This window comes from Sphaerisporangium flaviroseum (genome assembly GCF_039537005.1).
GTDB lineage: Bacteria > Actinomycetota > Actinomycetes > Streptosporangiales > Streptosporangiaceae > Sphaerisporangium > Sphaerisporangium flaviroseum.
In genome coordinates, this window is sequence record NZ_BAAAZR010000012.1 from 59,411 (window position 1) to 73,052 (window position 13,642).

Annotated in this window: 11 protein-coding genes; 1 reads left to right on the forward strand and 10 read right to left on the reverse strand. The window is 69.7% G+C overall.

The window, feature by feature from the left end:
* Positions 1-6: 6 nt before the first annotated feature.
* The 9 genes from ABD810_RS22630 to ABD810_RS22670 form a co-directional block, all read right to left on the reverse strand.
* On the reverse strand, positions 7-1,317 hold the full coding sequence (locus ABD810_RS22630) for an endo-1,4-beta-xylanase (protein WP_344943772.1): 1,311 nt from the start codon (positions 1,315-1,317) through the stop codon (positions 7-9).
* 245 nt (positions 1,318-1,562) lie between these two features.
* The gene (locus tag ABD810_RS22635) at positions 1,563-3,644 is read right to left on the reverse strand and encodes a beta-galactosidase (RefSeq protein ID WP_344943775.1); all 2,082 of its coding nucleotides are present in this window, start codon (positions 3,642-3,644) and stop codon (positions 1,563-1,565) included.
* Positions 3,645-3,655: 11 nt separating this feature from the next.
* Positions 3,656-4,564 carry a carbohydrate ABC transporter permease gene (locus ABD810_RS22640; protein WP_344943779.1) on the reverse strand — a complete coding sequence of 303 codons (909 nt, stop codon included), beginning with the start codon at positions 4,562-4,564 and terminating at the stop codon, positions 3,656-3,658.
* Positions 4,561-5,433: a carbohydrate ABC transporter permease gene (locus ABD810_RS22645; protein ID WP_344943782.1), complete on the reverse strand. Its 873-nt coding sequence runs from the start codon at positions 5,431-5,433 to the stop codon at positions 4,561-4,563. Before ABD810_RS22645 ends, ABD810_RS22640 begins: the two co-directional genes overlap by 4 nt.
* Entirely contained in the window at positions 5,430-6,794 is a 1,365-nt protein-coding gene (locus ABD810_RS22650; RefSeq protein WP_344943786.1) for an ABC transporter substrate-binding protein, read from the reverse strand. The genes ABD810_RS22645 and ABD810_RS22650 overlap by 4 nt, the downstream gene beginning before the upstream one ends.
* A gap of 2 nt (positions 6,795-6,796) precedes the next feature.
* Entirely contained in the window at positions 6,797-7,816 is a 1,020-nt protein-coding gene (locus ABD810_RS22655) for a LacI family DNA-binding transcriptional regulator (RefSeq protein WP_344943789.1), read from the reverse strand.
* Between the two features lie 218 nt (positions 7,817-8,034).
* Positions 8,035-9,003, reverse strand: coding sequence for an SPFH domain-containing protein (locus tag ABD810_RS22660; RefSeq protein WP_344943792.1), 969 nt, complete (start codon positions 9,001-9,003; stop codon positions 8,035-8,037).
* A gap of 190 nt (positions 9,004-9,193) precedes the next feature.
* Positions 9,194-9,853, reverse strand: a complete 660-nt coding sequence (locus ABD810_RS22665; protein ID WP_344943794.1) for a TetR/AcrR family transcriptional regulator C-terminal domain-containing protein — start codon at positions 9,851-9,853, stop codon at positions 9,194-9,196.
* 73 nt (positions 9,854-9,926) lie between these two features.
* Positions 9,927-10,763: a TetR/AcrR family transcriptional regulator C-terminal domain-containing protein gene (locus ABD810_RS22670; RefSeq protein WP_344943796.1), complete on the reverse strand. Its 837-nt coding sequence runs from the start codon at positions 10,761-10,763 to the stop codon at positions 9,927-9,929.
* A 126-nt stretch (positions 10,764-10,889) separates the two neighbouring features.
* Between ABD810_RS22670 and ABD810_RS22675 the strand changes: the two genes are divergently transcribed.
* Positions 10,890-13,172 (forward strand): ATP-binding cassette domain-containing protein, encoded by a 2,283-nt coding sequence (locus ABD810_RS22675; protein WP_344943882.1) that lies wholly within the window; start codon positions 10,890-10,892, stop codon positions 13,170-13,172.
* Between the two features lie 14 nt (positions 13,173-13,186).
* On the opposite strand, the gene ABD810_RS22680 is transcribed toward ABD810_RS22675, so the two are convergent.
* A complete protein-coding gene (locus ABD810_RS22680; protein ID WP_344943799.1) occupies positions 13,187-13,630 on the reverse strand; it encodes a cold-shock protein in 444 nt (147 codons plus the stop codon).
* Between the last annotated feature and the right edge of the window lie 12 nt (positions 13,631-13,642).

Below are 13,642 nucleotides of genomic sequence, written 5' to 3' on the forward strand. Positions count from 1 at the left end.
CCGCCGTCATCGGTCCCGTCGAAGGTCCACCGTGGCGGTCACCTCGCCCGTCTCGCCCAGTCCGAACGTCGCCGTCCGTCCCGCGGCCGTCACCTCGTACTGGCCGAGGAAGCCGTCGAACCGCACCCGGCCCTCGGCGTCGGTGACCATCGTCGTGGGGGCCAGCCACCATTCTCCCTTGATGAGCGAGTGCAGCGCGTCGTAGGAGGGCTTCGGGGTGCCGTCGACGCGGACGAACCCTCCGGGCGCGCCCAGCCAGCCGCCGTCGGTGAGCCCCCAGTAGGTCATCGCCTGCACGGACGGGTGCGAGAGCAGCGTCTTGTAGTGGCGGACGACCTCGTCGGCCTGGCGGGCCTCGCCTTCGGGCGTCGTCGGCCACTCCGGCACCTGAAAGTCGTTCAGGTCCACGATCTCCTTCGGCATGAGGTCGCCGGAGACGATGGTGGTCTCGGTGAAGTGGATGGGCAGCCCGTAGCGCGAGAAGCGGTCGATGACGCCGAGGGTCTCCTCCTCGCCCCAGTAGCCCTGGTGCATGTGGCTCTGCAACCCCAGCGCGTCGATCTCTATGCCCGCCTCCAGCACCCCTTCGATCAGGCACTCGTAGGCGGCCGACATGTCGAAGTCGTTGAGCAGCAGCGTGGCGTGCGGGTTGGCCTCACGCGCCGCCTGGAAGACCATCCTGACCATCGGGATGCGGCCCATCTCACGGCAGAGGCGGGTGATGCCGTTGTCGTACTTGTCGAAGATCGGCATGATCACGACTTCGTTGATGACGTCCCACATGTCGATCAGCCCGGCGAAGCCGGTCGTCTCGCGCTGGATGCGAGCCACCTGCGCGCGGGCGATGTCGGCGTTCGGCAGCTCCATCAGCCAGTCCGCGGTCACGGTGTGCCAAGCCAGTGGATGGCCCTTGACCACGCATCCCTGGTCGACGAACCACCGCGCCGTCCTGCGCAGCCGCTCGGTGTCCGGCCGGCCGCGGACCGGCTCGAAACCACCCCAGTAGAAGGGCAGCGTCGCGAAGTTGAACAGGCCGGACCACAGGCCGGCCAGATGTTCGGCCGCGGCCGCCGGGGACCCGCCCGGCGCTTCCGTCTGCCCGGCCGTCGCCTCGGCCGACAGCTCGCCGTTGGCCAGGGGGATGAACTCGAACCCGGTGCAGCCGAAGAGGAACGCGTGGTTCCGCTGCGCGACGACCACCTCCTGCCCCGCCAGCGGCACCCCGTCCGCGAGAAGGGTGACCGTGGCGTCCGCGGTGCGGTTCCGCCGGATCGAGGGATCGGGCGCGGCTGCCACGGGGGCGGCGGGTGACGTCATCAAAGCGTCCTTCCGGCGGTGCTGGGGGCGGCGCCGGCGTGCGACCGGGCCCGCCGCAGCCCGGGGACGCGACGCTGACCGGCGACGGGCAGACCGACCCGCTCGCCGCGAGGTGAGGAATGGTGCACTTCGGACCGGTTGTCCATGACACGACCCTACGACGAGCCCCGGGCAAGTGGGATGTACTAGCAGTACACCCACCATGAGTGACTTCCTCCATCGTCATCAGTGGCTTGCGGGCCTTCCTACGGTGCCTCCAGAAGGACACGCACGTCCCATGGGCCGAGGGTCAGTGCCTCGCCGGCGGCGTGGTCGCCGGCGTCGAGCACGTCGCGCACCGCGACCGGCACCTGTACCGTCGCGGCCTCCCACGTCCAGTTGTGCAGGAAACGCAGCCGTTGCCCGTCCACGGCCGTCGCGCCCGTCGAGGTGACACCCACCGGCAAGGCCGTCCATGCGCCGGCATCGGGGACGAGCCACCGGAACAGGGCTTGCGCCAGGGCCGCGTTCGGGACGGTGCCGACGTAGGTGATCCGGCCCTTTCCGTGGGAGCGGGTGGTGACCGCCGCGAACCGGCCGAAGTGCGGGTGCCGGTAGACGGCCAGCGCCTCCGCGCCGTCCGCCTGTACACCGTCCACCCAGCGGGTGCCGGCCGCCTCCGATGGCAACTCCAGCGGTGAGCCGCCGGATGGCGTGTGGACGGGTATGTCGGTGGCCACGTTGCTGAACTCGTCGTACCAGGCCCCCGCGGCGCCGGCGAGCCCGGCGGGCTGGACCTGGCGGCGGGCGCGCGCCTCGTGGTCGGCGTAGCAGCTGCGCGGCCCGAGGACCAGATGACCGCCGGCGGCCGCGTACCCTCGCAGCCACTCCAAGGTGGCGTCCTCGGCGACGTACAGCGCGGCGGCGACGAGCACGGGGTGGCGCGCCGCCAGCGTGGCCGGGTCCTCGGCCACGGCCTGGCCGACGTGCAGGACCCGGGTCTGAAGTCCGGTATCGAACGCACCGCGGTAGAACGGGTCGACGATGCCCTGGTAGGACCGCTGATCGGGCCCGCCGTCCGGCTGTGCCAGCGGGGGCTGGGCCGCCAGCGCCCACTTGCTGGGCGTGGAGTACAGCATCGCCACGTCGGCGTCGGGGGTGAGGCCGGTGACCAGCTCGCCTGCCCTCTCCAGCTCGCCGCCGATGCGGGCGATCTCGCGGTACGTACGGCCGGACCGCCCGCTGTGCGGCAGCACGCCGCCCCAGTACGTCTCGGTGCCGGAGACCAGCGTGCGCCACTGCCAGTACTCGATCATCGAAGCGCCCCGCGACACCATCGCCCACGCGGCCTGCCGCCACTGCCCGGCGAAGGCGGGCTGGTTGACCCAGGACGGGCCGATGGCCTGGGCGTTGGTCTCGGTGACCAGGAACGGTGCCTGCCGGGAGGAGTACATCCGGTCGGCGCTGAGGTAGAGCGCCCAGGTGTCGTGTGTGGTCCAGTGCTGGGGCGAGTTCGGCGGCGCGGGCAGCGCCAGGCCTTCCTGCATGGCGTAGTACGGGTTGCCCGCGGTGACGTCGAGCCGCCGGGTCAGCTCCTCGTCATCCACCCCCGGCCGCTCGTAGGAGATGCACGTGGTGACGAACTGCTCGGGGCGCGCGTACTCCCGGACGATGCCGGCCTGCCAGGCGATGAACTCGGTGACCTGCTCGGCCTGGAAACGGCGCCAGGCCTGCTCGTACTGGGGTTGCTTGTTGCCGTCGGGGGTCCACAGGTCGGCCCAGGTCGACAGCCGGTGGGACCAGTAGACCAGGCCCCATTCCCGGTTCAGCGTCTCCACCTCACCGTAGCGGCCGCGCAGGTAGTCGACGAACCGCTGGAAGACGCCGTGGTTGTGCAGCAGCTCGGGGCCGGGTTCGTTGTCGGCCTGGAAGCCGATGACCGCCGGGTGGCCGGCGTACCGCTCGACGACGCGCCGGATGATCCGCTCGGCGTGGAAGCGGTAAGCAGGGTGCGTGAAGTCCATCTCCTGACGGCCACCCCACCCGATGCGCTGCCCGGGGGCGCGCTCTCCGGCGATCTCCGGATACTGCCGGGCCAGCCACGGCGGCACCGCGTACGTCGGCGTGCCCAGGATGACCGAGATGCCACGCTCGTGCGCGCCGTCCAGGGCCGGCTGGAGCCAGTCGAGGTCGAAGCGGCCGTTCTCCGGCTCCCAGGTGGACCAGACGGACTCGCCGACCCTGATCACCGAGAAGCGGGCCTCGGCCATCAGGTCCAGATCGGTCTTCAGCAGGTCGTCTGGATGGTATTCGGGGTAGTAGGCGGCGCCGAAGAGCACACGCGGCACAGGCGTTCCTCTCATTGTTTGACCCCTCCGGTGGCGAGCCCGCCCTGCCAGTAGCGCTGCAGCATCAGGAAGGCCGCGACCAGCGGAATGATCGACAGTAGTGAGCCGGTGACGACGAGGGGAACGACGTCGCCGCTGCCGCCCGCCACCGTGGCCTGCGCGGCCCAGTTGGCCAGTCCGACCGTGACCGGATACAGCGACGGGTCGTTGAGCATGATCAGGGGCAGGAAGTAGTTGTTCCAGGTGGCGACGAGGGTGAACAGCAGCACGGTGACGAAGCCGGGCGCGAGCAGCCGCAGCACCACCTGGCGGAAGATGCGGAACTCACCGGCGCCGTCGATGCGCGCCGCCTCCAGGAGGCTGTCGGGTACCGCGTCCTCAGCGTAGATCCGCATGAGGTAGAGGCCGAACGGGTTCACCAGCGAAGGCAGGATGATCGCCCAGGGCGTGTTGACCAGCCCGATCTTCGCGAAGATCAGGTACGTCGGGATGGCCAGCGCCGTGCTCGGCACCATGATCGCGCCCAGCACCAGGCCGAACAGCGCCTTGTTGCCGCGGAAGCCGAACTTGGCGAACCCGTAGCCGCCCAGCGCCGCCAGCACCGCCGCACCACCGGCGCTCACCACCGCGTAGATCGCCGTGTTGAGCAGCCACCGCCCGTACATGCCGTCCTGGACGGTGAAGACGCGCCGCAGGTTGTCCGGGAGTGAGAAGTCGTCGGCGAACCAGAGCCCGAAGCTCGCGAACAGATCGCCCATGGTCTTCGTCGAGGCTACGACCAGCCAGAACAACGGCAGCAGGAAATAGATGAGGAACGCCAGCATCCCGAGGGTGAGCGCCGGACTGCGCCGATGGCCGGCGATGCCACGGCCCTCGGCGCGGGCCACCGCCGTGACCGGCGCCGTCGCTGTGGTGGTCATGGCGTCCTCCTGCGGTTGGCGGCGAGTTGGACGGTGTACGACACCGCGACGATGACCACGCCGAGCAGGAACGACACGGCCGCCGCGTAGTTCACGTCCTGGCTGGTGAAGGCCAGCGAGTAGGCGTACAGGTTGGGCGTGTAGGCGCTGTCGATGACGTTCGGCGCCAGGCGCTGCATCAGCTGCGGCTCGTTGAAGAGCTGAAAGCTGCCGATGACCGAGAAGATGAGCGCCATGAGCAGGGCGGGCCGCAGTGCGGGGATCTTCACGTTCCACGCGGTCCGCCAGGCTCCGGCGCCGTCCACGGCCGCGGCCTCGTACAGCTCCGACGGGATGGCGCGCAGCGCGGCGTACAGGATGATCATGTTGTAGCCGGCGAACTCCCAGGTGACGATGTTCGCCAGGGAGCCGAGCATCAGGCTCCCCCCGAGCAGGTTCGGGGCGGGCAGGCCGAGCGTCTCGGCGAGCTGGGCGATCGGGCCGAACTCGGGGCCGTACAGGTAGCCCCACATCAGCGCGGCCACCACGCTGGGCACCGCGTACGGGACGAAGATGCCCAGCCGGATGAACCGCGACAGCCACAGCATGCCGCTGTCCAGCGCGAGCGCGAAGAACAGCCCGAGCAGCAGCATGAGCGGGACCTGGATGAGGAAGAACTCCCCCACCCGCAGCACACCGCCGAGCAGCCGCTCGTCGCTCAGCGCCCGCGCATAGTTCTCCAGGCCGACGAACGTGGTGCCGCCGATCAGCTGCTCCCTGAACAGGCTGAGGTAGCCGGCGTAGGCCAGCGGCACGACCAGCATGGCGACGAAGACGAGCAGGAACGGCGCCACGAAGAGGTAGCCGACGCGGGCTCTGTGGCGGTTCACCGCGCGACCTTGAAGCCCTGGCTTTCGGCGTAGGAGGTGATCCGCTGCTGCCACTGATCGAGCGCGGCCGGGACGTCGCCCTTGTCCGCGAGTGCCTTGCCCACGGTCTCGTCCCAGTCGTTGACCGTCTGGTCCAGGAACGGCGGCCAGGTGAAGTCCTTGGCGACGGTGTCGCTGATCTCGGCGAAGACCTGGTTGACGGCCTGCCCTCCGTAGAATTCGGGCTTCCGATCGACGAACGACTTGTCCGACAGCAGCGCCTTGGCCGGCGGGAACAGGAACTGCTCGGTCGCCATCATCTTCGTCGAGTCGGGATCGGTGTTGAGGAACTCGGCGAACTTGGCCGCGGCGATCGGGTTCTTGGTGGTCTTGATGACCGCGCTGGTGGAACCGCCCCAGTTCCCGGCCTTGTTCTCCCCTGCCGTCCACTGGGGCAGGGGCGCGGCCCGCCACTTGCCGCTGGTGGCCTTGGCGCTGGCCGACAGGAACACCGGTCCCCACGCGGCCGTCAGCCAGGTGGCGTACTTGCCCTTGTTGAGCGCCTGGTACCACTGGTCGGTGAAATCGGGATCGGTCGAGACGACACCCTCCTTGACCAGCCCGCCCCAGTAGGTTCCGAGCTTCTTGGCGACCTGATCGTTAGCGCTCACACGGATCTGGTCGGCCGCCGCCATCTGGAAGGGTTTGCCGCCGGCCTGCCACAGCAGCCCCATCCACGCGCCGTTCTGGTTGGAGGCGAGGTTCGTCAGGTAGACGCCGGGGTCGGCGGCGTGCAGCTTGCGGGCCGCTGCCGCGAACTCCTCCCAGGTCTTGGGCGGCTCGATGCCGTGCTTGTCGAAGATGTCCTTGCGATACAGCATGCCCATCGGCCCGGTGTCCTGCGGGACCGCCCACACCTCGCCGTTCTTGCCCCGTACCTGTCCCCAGGTCCACTCGGCGAACCTGTCCTGCAGCGCCTCGGCGCCGTACGGGCGCAGGTCGAGCAGGCTGCCGGTGATGGTGAAGGTGGGGATGTACTGGAACTCGATCTGGACGACGTCCGGCGCGCCGCTGCCGGCCTTCAGCGCGGTACGCAGCTTGGTGTACTGCGGCTCACCCTGTCCGGCGTTGACCACGTTGACATTGATGGCGGGGTACTTCTTCTCGAACAGCGCCACCTCCTTCTCGATGTCCGGAACCCAGGTCCAGAACGTGAGCTCGGTGGGCGTCCGCATGGCCTTGTCGATGTCGGCCTGGCCGACCGAGGACGGCCTGCTCGTGGGCTGCTGGGTCGCCGTACCGCTACCGCCTCCCGCGCAGCCGGCGAGGAAGAGCGTGGCGGCGGCCGCTCCGGCGACCCACCGTGTTCGCGGCGTTGTCATGTCTACTCCTTGGGGGGTGCGGTTGACCGGCGTACTACGAGATGCGCGGGCAGGTCGGCGTGGAACGCCGACCCGGGCTCGTTCTCTATCTGCCCGACCAGCAGGTCCAGTCCGTACGCGGCGACCTCACGGAAGTCCTGGCGGACCGTGGTCAAGGGTGGTGACAGGTAGGCCGCGGATGGAATGTCGTCCACCCCGACCACACTGAACCGTTCTGGCACCGCTCGCCCGGCCTCGGCCAGGGCGCGCAGCACACCGATCGCCATGTCGTCGTTGGCCACGAACACGGCCGTGGCCTCCGGGTTCGCGGCAAGGACGCGGCCCGCCACGTACCCGGACGCCGGAGACCAGTCGCCGACCAGCGGGGGCGGCGCACCGATCCCCGCGGTGGCCAGCGCCTCTCGCCAACCGTGCGCGCGGTCGCGCGAGGTGAACCACCGCTCCGGCCCGGCGACGTGCCAGACGGTGGCATGACCCAGGTCGAGCAGGTGCTCGGTGGCCTGCCTGCCCATGCCCACCCCGGACGCGCCGGTGATCACCACCCGGGGGCCGTCGAGGCCGGGCAGCGCACCGAAGCTCAGCACAGGCACGTCCGGGTCGATCCGCAGCACCTGGCCCTCGTCGATCGGCTCGGACAGCACAATGCCGTCCACCCCCTGCTCCAGCAGGGATTCGATGGCCTTCTGCACACCGCCTTCCTCGCCTTCGAGGGTGTTGACGACGCTGAAGGCGTATCCGATCTCCCTGGCTCTCCGCTCCAAGGCGATCAGCAGGGAGGACGGACCGTACAGCGAGCTGCCGAGCGAGACGACGCCGATGCGGTGGAACCGGCCCAGATGGAGCGCCCTGGCGGCGGTGTTGCGCCGGTATCCGAGCTCGCGCGCCGCCGCCAGCACCCGCTCGCGGACCTCGTCGCTCACGTACGGCTCGTCGTTCAGCACGCGAGAGACCGTCTTCTGGGACACACTCGCCAGCCGGGCGACATCGGTGCTCCGGGGCGCGCGGCGCCTGGCTTCGGGCATCCCACCTCCTTCTGCCTGACTACGTAGTCAGACGGGAAGTCCCTTTACCGTCCATCCAGCCGCGCCACCTGTCAAGCCTATTGGCCGGACTCCCATCAGGACCGCGCCCTCTAGAAGACGCCCCTTAGACTGCGACCTCCACAAGAGGATCGCCACCGACCGCGTGGCATCAGCACGAGTGCCACTTCGCGGGGACACCGTGTGGCATGAGCACGGTGCTACTTCGCGGGGACGGCGACGCCGCCGGTGTTGCCCGGCGCGTACACCGTGATGCCCTGCGGCAGCGCCTTGAGCTTCTCGATCTCGGCGCAGGTGGTGCAGCGGTTGTAGCCGTCCTGTCTCGCCTTGTTCGCCTCGGCCTGCGCGCGCGCCTGCGCGACGGACGCCTGTGCCTCGGCCACCCCGGCGAAGGCCGCCTGCGCCTTGTCGACCGACGACTGGACCTGCGCCGGAAGCGTGACCTTGACCAGGTTGAAGCGCAGATCGGTCAGGAAGTTCGCCCCCAGCATCTCGCGGAGGTCGCGGTCGAGCGTGCTGTTGACGGCGTTCTGGACCTTGGTGAGAGTGGCGTTGTTGTCCTGGGGTGAGAGCCGCACCGCCTTCTGCGCCGCGCCGTTCTCCACGAACGCGCAGGAGGAGACCAACTCGGCGCAGCGGAACACGCCGATCTGGCTGCGCAGCGCGTTGTCCACCACCGGTCGTATCGCCTGCCCGAAGAACCCGGCCCAGCCTTCCTCTCCCTCGTAGGGATAGCGCATCTCGTTGTCCTGGCCGCGGAACCGCCGGGTGCCGAACTTGTCGTCGAACAGCTTCAGGGTCTGGTGGTCGAGGTTGAGCGTGAAGTACAGCGTGCCCTCGATGCCCATGGTGACGCCGTCGCTGCTGGGCACGCTCACCACGTCCACCCCGAGCAGGGTGCTGCGCTTGGGGTCGGCGGTGATGGTGTAGAAGCGCTGCTGGGCGGGGTACCTGTGGACCTCGGACCATAAGCCGGTCCAGGTCAGGCTGGAGGCTGGATCGATCACCTGGCGGACCAGATTGTCGTCGAAGGGCCCGCCGTCACGGACGACCGCCACCTCTCCGCCGTTGGTGCTCTCATAGCCTCCGAACACGCCGATCGCCATGATGAGCACGGTGATCACGGTGACCACCGCGGCGATGGCGCCAAGCGTGGCACGCAGGGACATGGGCCCTCCAAGGGGATTCGTGGCGCTCGCGAAGTTGTCTCCCTTACAGTAAATTTCGTTGAACAATCCGACAAGACTACTGTGGGACACATTGGTCAAGCCATCCGGCGGTACGACGCCGGGCCCTGCGGCCCCCGGCGCTGACCGGCACCGCGGGACGACGACGCCCGGTGGCGGACCGCGCCGCGGGCTAGGGCGGTGGCGGGGCAAGGGCCGCGGCCGTGCCGTCGATCAGCACGCGCAGCCCGTGTTCGAAAGCGTCCTCCCCCAGCGGGTCGCCACCGTCGCGGATCGCCTCGAGAAGGGTGGCCGAAATGCCGCCTTCCAGCAGCTCGGTCAGCTCCGCCAGCCGGGCGGATGGCGCGACGGTCTGCTGGGCCCGCCCGGTCTGCTGCTGGAGGGCGAAGCCGTTGACGTAGCGGGTGAGCGCCATGATCGTACGCAGGGCCAGGACCGGGGTGAACCCTCGGCCGACCATGGCGGTCAGCTCCTCGTCGAACCTCTTGACGGTCGCCACGCTCAGCGTCTGGGCGTTGGCGACGATGCGGGCGCCGTCGCGGTGGGCGAGCAGCGACGCGTGATAGGCGCGGGCGCGGCGGGCGAGCCAGTCCTGCCAGGACTCGCCGTCACGAGGCGGGCCCATCCCGGCGGCCAGGACGATCTCGTCGGCCATCCCGTCGAGCAGCTCCTGCTTGGTGCGGATATGCCAGTAGAGCGCCGGCGACCGGACTCCCAGCTCGGTGGCGAGCCGGCGCACCGTGAGCCCTTCGAGCCCCACCTCGTCGAGCAGCCGCAGCGCCGTCTCGACCATCGTCTGCCGGCTCAGGCCGGGCCGCTTCTCCTCAGCCATCGGTTGACACCTTAGCATCGCTAAATCGAACGGGCGCCGGGCCGAACCCTCGAAGGTGGTGGCCCCCGGCGCGCTATCCCCCTGGCGGCCCGAGAGGGCGGGTGGGCCCGGCGAGGTGCCCGGATCTGCCTATGATGGCCTCGATGCCGTCGAGCAGGACGGTGAGGCCGACCTTGAACGTCGCCTTCGCCTCCCGCTCCAGATAGGGCACGGATGCGTCCCCGGGCTGGTCCTGCGCCTCGGCGCCGAGCCAGGCCACCATCGGGAACCGTTCGGTGAAGTCGGGCACCACCTCCAGCAGCAGGGCCGACCGGGCGTACCACCACTCCTCGTCGGACACCCCGGTCGCCGCCGGGGCCTGCCGTGTCTCCGCGATCGTCCGCGCCGCGCCGCGTACGAAGTGCACCAGCGCGCCCACCAGGCGCCGCAGGACCCCCGCCTCCAGCCCGGTGGCGCGCAGGATCCGCAGCGTCGTCTCCAGCGAGACGTACTCGTTGGGTCCCAGCACCGGCCGTGCCTGCGACACCTGCAGCACCCAAGGATGCCGCAGGTAGAACGACCAGCCGTCCTCGGCCCAGGCCGTCACGGCCGCACGCCAGCCCGCCCCGAGGTCGTATGCGGTGGGCATCTCGGCCAGGGCCCGGTCGTACATCAGGTCGACCAGTTCGCTCTTGCTGGGGACGTAGGTGTAGAGGGCCATGGCCGTACGCCCGAGCCGCTCGCCGACCGCACGCATGGACAGCGCCGCCATGCCCTCCGCGTCGGCGACGGCGATGGCCGCGTCGACTATCTCGTCGACGGTCAGCCCGGGTTTGGGTCCAGGACCGGACCGCGCCCCGCCGGACCCGGGGGTACGCCACAGCAGGGCCATGGAACGGCGTGCGTCGCCCTGCCCGGCGAAGACGACCATTTGCAACTCCTTATGGCATAAAGTAACTTGTCTCAGGCCATCTCTTTACACGCTAAAGTATCAGGAGAGAGCCCGGTGCCCAGTACGCCGCCCCCGCTCCCCGCCGTCCGCGTCGCCGAGGGTCCCCTGGGGGCCGGCGAGCCGGCCGCCGCGGACAGCCACGATGTGATCGAGGTCCGCGGTGCCAGGGAGAACAACCTGGCCGACATCTCGCTGGACATCCCCAAGCGCCGGCTCACCGTCTTCACCGGGGTCTCGGGGTCCGGGAAGTCCTCCCTGGTCTTCGGCACCATCGCCGCCGAGTCGCAGCGCCTGATCAACGAGACCTACACGGCCTTCATCCAGTCGTTCATGCCGAGCCTCGGCCGCCCCGACGTCGACGCCCTGCGCAACCTGAGCGCGGCGATCGTCGTCGACCAGGAGCGGATGGGCACCAACTCCCGCTCGACCGTCGGCACCGCGACCGACGCCCACACGATGCTGCGGATCATCTTCAGCCGGCTCGGCACCCCCCACATCGGCACCTCATCGGCCTTCAGCTTCAACCTGGCCGAGGGCATGTGCCAGGAGTGCCAGGGCCTTGGCCGGGTGTCGGCGATCGACGTCGACGAGCTGGTGGACGTGGAGCTCTCCCTCAACGAAGGGGCCATCACCGTCCCCAACTTCACCGTGGGCTCGTGGTACTGGCAGACCATGGCCGGTTCGGGCTTCTTCGACCCCGACGTCAAGCTGAAGGACTTCACCCCCGCCCAGTGGGAGGACTTCCTGCGCAAACCCGCCACCAAGATCAAGCTGGGCACGCACAACATCACCTACGAAGGCCTGCTGGTCAAGGTGCAGCGGAGCTACCTCGGCAAGGACCTGGAGTCGATGCAGCCCCACATCCGGGCGTTCGTCGAAAGGGCCGTGACGTTCACCGCCTGCGGCGGCTGCGGCGGCACCCGGCTCAACCCGGCCGCCCTGTCCTGCACGATCGAGGGCCTCAACATCGCCCAGTGCTCGGCCATGCAGATCAGCGACCTGGCCGAGTTCATCGGGGGCATCAAGGACGAGTCGGTGGGGCCGATGCTCGGCGCCCTGCACGACACGCTCGACTCGCTGGTCGAGATCGGCCTCGGCTACCTGAGCCTGGACCGTGAGTCCAGCACCCTGTCCGGGGGCGAGGCCCAGCGGGTGAAGATGGTCCGGCACCTGGGCTCCAGCCTGACCGACGTCACCTACGTCTTCGACGAGCCCACGGTCGGGCTGCACCCGCACGACATCCAGCGGATGAACGGCCTGCTGCTGCGGCTGCGCGACAAGGGCAACACGGTCCTGGTCGTCGAGCACAAGCCCGAGACCATCGAGATCGCCGACCACGTCGTCGACCTGGGCCCGGGAGCGGGCGCGGCGGGCGGGCAGGTCTGCTACGCCGGCGACCTGGCCGGGCTCCGCCGCTCCGGGTCCCTGACCGGGCGCCACCTGGACCACCGGGCCCGCCTGCGCGACCAGGTACGGCGGCCCGCCGGGCAGCTGGCGATCAGGGGCGCGAACCTGCACAACCTTAAGGACGTGAGCGTCGACATCCCGCTCGGGGTGCTGACCGTGGTCACCGGTGTGGCCGGATCGGGCAAGAGCTCGCTGATCCACGGCTCGCTCCCCCGCCGGGACGGTGTGATCGTGGTCGACCAGTCCGCGATCCGCGGGTCCCGCCGCAGCAATCCGGCGACCTACACCGGGCTGCTCGACCCGATCCGCACCGCCTTCGCCAAGGCGAACGGGGTCAAGGCCGCCCTGTTCAGCGCCAACTCCGAGGGGGCCTGCCCGAACTGCAAGGGCATCGGCCTGGTCTACACCGACCTCGCCATGATGGCCGGAGTGGCGTCCGTCTGCGAGCAGTGCGAGGGCAAGCGGTTCACCCCCGAGGTGCTCACCCACAAGCTGCGGGACAAGGACATCAGCGAGGTCCTCGCCATGTCGGTGACCGAGGCCCGCGACTTCTTCGCCTCCGGCCCGGCGCGAGCCATCCTGAACCGGCTCGCCGACGTGGGCCTCGGCTACATCGGCCTGGGCCAGCCGCTCACCACCCTGTCCGGCGGCGAACGGCAGCGGCTCAAGCTGGCCATCCACATGGCGGAGAAGGTCACGACCTACGTGCTGGACGAGCCCACCACCGGCCTGCACCTCGCCGACGTCGACCAGCTCCTCGCGCTGCTCGACCGGCTGGTGGACGACGGCAACACGGTCATCGTCATCGAGCACCACCAGGCGGTGATGGCCCATGCCGACTGGATCATCGACCTCGGCCCCGGCGCCGGGCAGGACGGCGGCCGGGTGGTCTTCACCGGCACCCCCGCGGACCTGGTGGCCCACGGCGACTCCCTCACCGCCCAGCACCTGCGCGACTACGTCAAGGACACGGAAGCGTAAGCCGGCGCGGGCGATCAGCCCTCGGTCCACCCGTGGTGCTGGGCGATCGTCAGCAGGCGCCGGCGCACGCGGACGATCTGCGCCGCCGTCAGCGTGGGCTCGGCCTCGAGGAGCGCCTCGGTGAGCTCCTGCAGGTAGTCGGCCGGAGCCAGCACGTCGCACATGCCGTCGTCGTACGGGCCGCCGGACGACGAGGCCGCGGGCCGGGACTCGGCCACCGGCGAGGCGTGGGCGGGCGGGCCGTCCACGGCGTGGACGGCGAGGGCCTTGAGCCCTCGCTCCCCCTCGGTGACCTCGAACTCGACGAGCATTCCCGCCGCGAGCAGGCCCTTGTCTCCGACGAAGGCGTTCGCATGCAGGAACACGTCCTCGCCGCCGTCATCGGGCTTGATGAATCCATAACCGCGAACCTCGTCGAACCGAAGGATCCGCCCCCGCCGCGCCGCCAAAGCCACCATCGAACACACCGC

Coding starts and splice junctions, on each gene's coding strand:
- ABD810_RS22660 (WP_344943792.1), bottom strand. CDS start 9,003: ATGTCCCTGCGTGCCACGCTTGGCGCCATCGCCGCGGTGGTCACCGTG.
- ABD810_RS22680 (WP_344943799.1), bottom strand. CDS start 13,630: ATGGTGGCTTTGGCGGCGCGGCGGGGGCGGATCCTTCGGTTCGACGAG.
- ABD810_RS22670 (WP_344943796.1), bottom strand. CDS start 10,763: ATGGTCGTCTTCGCCGGGCAGGGCGACGCACGCCGTTCCATGGCCCTG.
- ABD810_RS22655 (WP_344943789.1), bottom strand. CDS start 7,816: ATGCCCGAAGCCAGGCGCCGCGCGCCCCGGAGCACCGATGTCGCCCGG.
- ABD810_RS22665 (WP_344943794.1), bottom strand. CDS start 9,853: ATGGCTGAGGAGAAGCGGCCCGGCCTGAGCCGGCAGACGATGGTCGAG.
- ABD810_RS22640 (WP_344943779.1), bottom strand. CDS start 4,564: ATGACCACCACAGCGACGGCGCCGGTCACGGCGGTGGCCCGCGCCGAG.
- ABD810_RS22650 (WP_344943786.1), bottom strand. CDS start 6,794: ATGACAACGCCGCGAACACGGTGGGTCGCCGGAGCGGCCGCCGCCACG.
- ABD810_RS22630 (WP_344943772.1), bottom strand. CDS start 1,317: ATGACGTCACCCGCCGCCCCCGTGGCAGCCGCGCCCGATCCCTCGATC.